Annotated in this window: 3 protein-coding genes; all 3 read right to left on the bottom strand. The window is 62.8% G+C overall.

Going from position 1 to position 3,195, the window contains the following annotated elements; translation table 11 throughout:
* Positions 1 to 1,442 (bottom strand): FAD-dependent oxidoreductase (locus AC33YF_RS13365; protein WP_491777707.1); only part of this gene is annotated, 1,442 nt, incomplete at its 3' end.
* Positions 1,443 to 1,449: 7 nt separating this feature from the next.
* Positions 1,450 to 1,812, bottom strand: a complete 363-nt coding sequence (locus tag AC33YF_RS13360; protein WP_491777706.1) for a cupin domain-containing protein — start codon at positions 1,810 to 1,812, stop codon at positions 1,450 to 1,452.
* Between the two features lie 44 nt (positions 1,813 to 1,856).
* A partial coding sequence (locus tag AC33YF_RS13355) for a thiamine pyrophosphate-binding protein (RefSeq protein WP_491777705.1) occupies positions 1,857 to 3,195 on the bottom strand: 1,339 nt, incomplete at its 5' end.

Below are 3,195 nucleotides of genomic sequence, written 5' to 3'. Positions count from 1 at the left end.
GCGACACACGGGTTGGGCCGTTGCGCCGCGTCACCGAGGTGGCGCTGGTAGTCGTCACTACCGCGCCCGAAGTCGGGATCGCTACCACCGGTGGCAGCTTTGTTGTAGCGGTTGATGGTTGCGAGGAGGTTGACGGCGTCTACTCCGATTTCCGCTGCCAGCGATTCGATGGTGGCAGCGGACTTGAGATAGCCGACGCGCCGGAAAGCTTCGAGCCGCCGCGTGAAGGGCTTTATCGCACCGAGACCATAGCGCCACAGGAAGCGGGCATCGCAGAGGAGATGGGCGCGCATGGCCGCGCGGTTCGGAGAGCGCAGCATAGCGCGGACGAATTCATGATAAGAGACGGCCTCGTTGACGAACCGGGAGCCGGTCTGGTCGACAGCGATCACGCCGGGCTTGGCGCGGTCGGTGACGGTATGGGGGTAGACGACGGTGCGCCCGTTCTCCGCTGTTTGGGCGGAGACGGGGACCCAAAAGGCCGGGTCGGCGCCATGCGTGTCGAGCGTGGCGCCGGCGTTGGTGGCCAACCGCAGCCCGTCTCCCGTGATGGTCTCGATAGTCGCGGAGAGTTCTTCAGCGACCGCAGGCATCATTCTGCGGCGAAACTGGAGGTCATGTGAGAAGCCACCAGTTGCGATCACGACGCCCTTGTCAGAACGGATCTCGGTGGGCTTTGGGCCCTTGCTATCAATGCGCACGCCGCGGCAATGGCCGTTCTCGATCAGGAGCTGATCGACGGTTGTCGCAAGACGAAACGTGACGCCGGCGCGACGCGCCGAAAGGAAAAGTCTGCCGGCGAGGGCGTTTCCGAGCACGAGCGAGGTGCCGCGCGCATGGGTGAGACGTTCGATGGCGTGGCGGACAACGAGTCGGGCGACACGCAGGAAAGAGGCCGGTGAAGCGGTGACATTGCGGAAGTGGGGAATATCGTTGCGCGCAACCATCATACCACCGAGGATGGTGAATGCTTGCAAGGGCGGGCGCAGGCACCTGAAATCGGGGCCGAGCATACGGCCATCAAAAGGTTCGGGTTCTAGCACACGACCGCCCAGGGTCGCGCCCTCGAGGTCCGGATAGTAGTCGGGATAGCACGTAACCGGGGTAAGGCGGACCTCCGTCTTCTCGCAGAGATAGCGAATGGCGTCGGGGGCGGTGTCAAGGTAAGTGGCAAGCGCAGCGCGGGCGCTATCCTCGGGCACGGTTGCCGCGAGATAAGCTTCTGCGGCAGACCGCGAGTCGGGAAGGCCCGCACGCGCCATGAGGTGATTCTGCGGCACCCAGATCATGCCGCCGGAAATCGCGGTCGTACCGCCAACGTACTCTGATTTTTCGATCAGCAGTACGCGTAGCCCTTCCAGTGCAGCGACTGTCGCGGCCGTCATTCCGCCTGCGCCGGCACCCAGCACGATCAGATCGTAGCGCTTTTTTTCGGCCGCCATGCCCGCGCTAGCCGTCGCGCGCCGGCGATGTGATCACGAGGAACGTCAGGTCGCCGATCCCGGTGTTGTGGATCGCATGCTCGACGCCCGGAGGCAGAAAGATGACGTCATGCTTACGGACCACACGATGCTCGTTGCCGATCTCCATCAGGCCTTCGCCGTCGAGGACATGATAAATCTGCTCTTGGACATTGTGCTTATGACGAGCAACATAGGCCTTTCTCGCGTAGGTCGATATCCGATAGTCGAGATGCCTGGCAGTGCTATTTTCGGGGCTGAATAGAAGCTTGGAAAGTGCGCCGCCATAATGGTCGGGAAACTCCTCCCAGAGCACTTCGTTAATGTTCTTTACTTCGGCTTGATTGGTCATGGCGACCTTCGGAAGCGAATTGAAGTTGTGGGGTAGTTGGTCGTTCAAGGCGCGTCGGGGACGTAGCGTTCCCCGATCGCCGGCTTGTTTACCCCAATGCCCGGCAATTCCCAGACACCGGCGCCGGGCGGGTTGAGGTCGCCGCCGATGTTGGCGTCGATCAGGTAGGGCTTGCCGCTATTGATGCCCTCAAGGATTGCGTCCCCCAGGTCGCCCGCACGATCGATGCTTACGCCTTTGACGCCGGCAGAGCGGGCCATGGCCGCGAAATCTGGATTGTAAGGAGCGCCGGTCTCCGGGTGATGGAAATCGGTCGCGAGTTCGCGATTCTGGAGATAGCCGCGTTGCAGTCCGCGGATCGAGCCGTAGGCATAATTGTTCCAGACCACCCAAACGACGGGGATGTCGTACTCGACAGCGGTGCCAAGGACGTTGGCGTGCATGAAGAAGGCGCCGTCACCGCAGACTGAGACGGCGGGGCGTTCGGGGGCGGCGAGCTTGGCGCCGAGGACACCGGCAACGCCGAAGCCCATCGGGCCGAACCCCATCGAGCCGATCAGGGAATCCGGACGAGAGGGCTTGCAGAACTGGAGCAGCCAGTTGTGGTGGACGCCGATGTCACTCACGAGGATGGCATCCTCCGGCAATGCCTTGTCGATCTCGACTGCGGCGCGCTGCGGATTGATCGGCGTTGAATCGTCAGTCATGCCAGGGGCAACGAATGCGTCCCATTTGGCACGGTAGCTGTCGATGTCCGCCAGCCATTTTCGGCTCGTTTCGGTCGGGCCTGGCGTGTGTTTGCGTCGGTCGAGTTCCTGTATGAGCTGGCGCAGGAACGTGCGCACATCGGCCATAAGGCCTAGGGCGACAGGATAGTTGCGGGCGATCTCCTCCGGATCTATGTCGACGTGGATGAGTTTCGTCGGCGGGATCGTGAAGGAGTAGCCCGGCAGCCAGGAGCTCGCCGTCCTGTCATCGAAGCGGACGCCGAGAGCGAGCAGCACGTCGGCTTGGCGGCAGGCATGGTTCGCCTGGTAGGTGCCACCGCGTTGAACGAGGCCGAGCGAGAGTGGGTGATCGACCGGCAGGCCTCCGAGGCCGCTCGCCGATGAGGCGACGGGGATTTGGAGACGCTCGGCGAGCGCGAGCAACTCCTCCGCGGCTCCGCCGTAGCGCACACCTTGGCCAACAACGATGACCGGCTTTTTGGCAGTCAGCAGCATGTCTACGGCCTTGACGACACCGTCCGGGTCAGCGCCGCAGCGAGAGGAGATGTTGGCTGTCCATTCTTCGGGCCGGGGTGTTTCTTCCGCGGCGGCTTCCTTGAAGATATCAAAGGGAACATCGAGGACGACGGGGCCCGGGCGACCAGTTACCATCGTC

This window comes from Methyloceanibacter sp., from assembly GCF_058506495.1.
The sequence above is the reverse complement of the archived record's forward strand: the minus strand, read 5'-3'. Positions and strand labels throughout refer to the sequence as shown.

What these genes read in the sequence shown, in the direction of transcription:
- AC33YF_RS13360 (WP_491777706.1), bottom strand. Translation starts at nt 1,812, where the DNA reads ATGACCAATCAAGCCGAAGTAAAGAACATTAACGAAGTGCTCTGGGAG.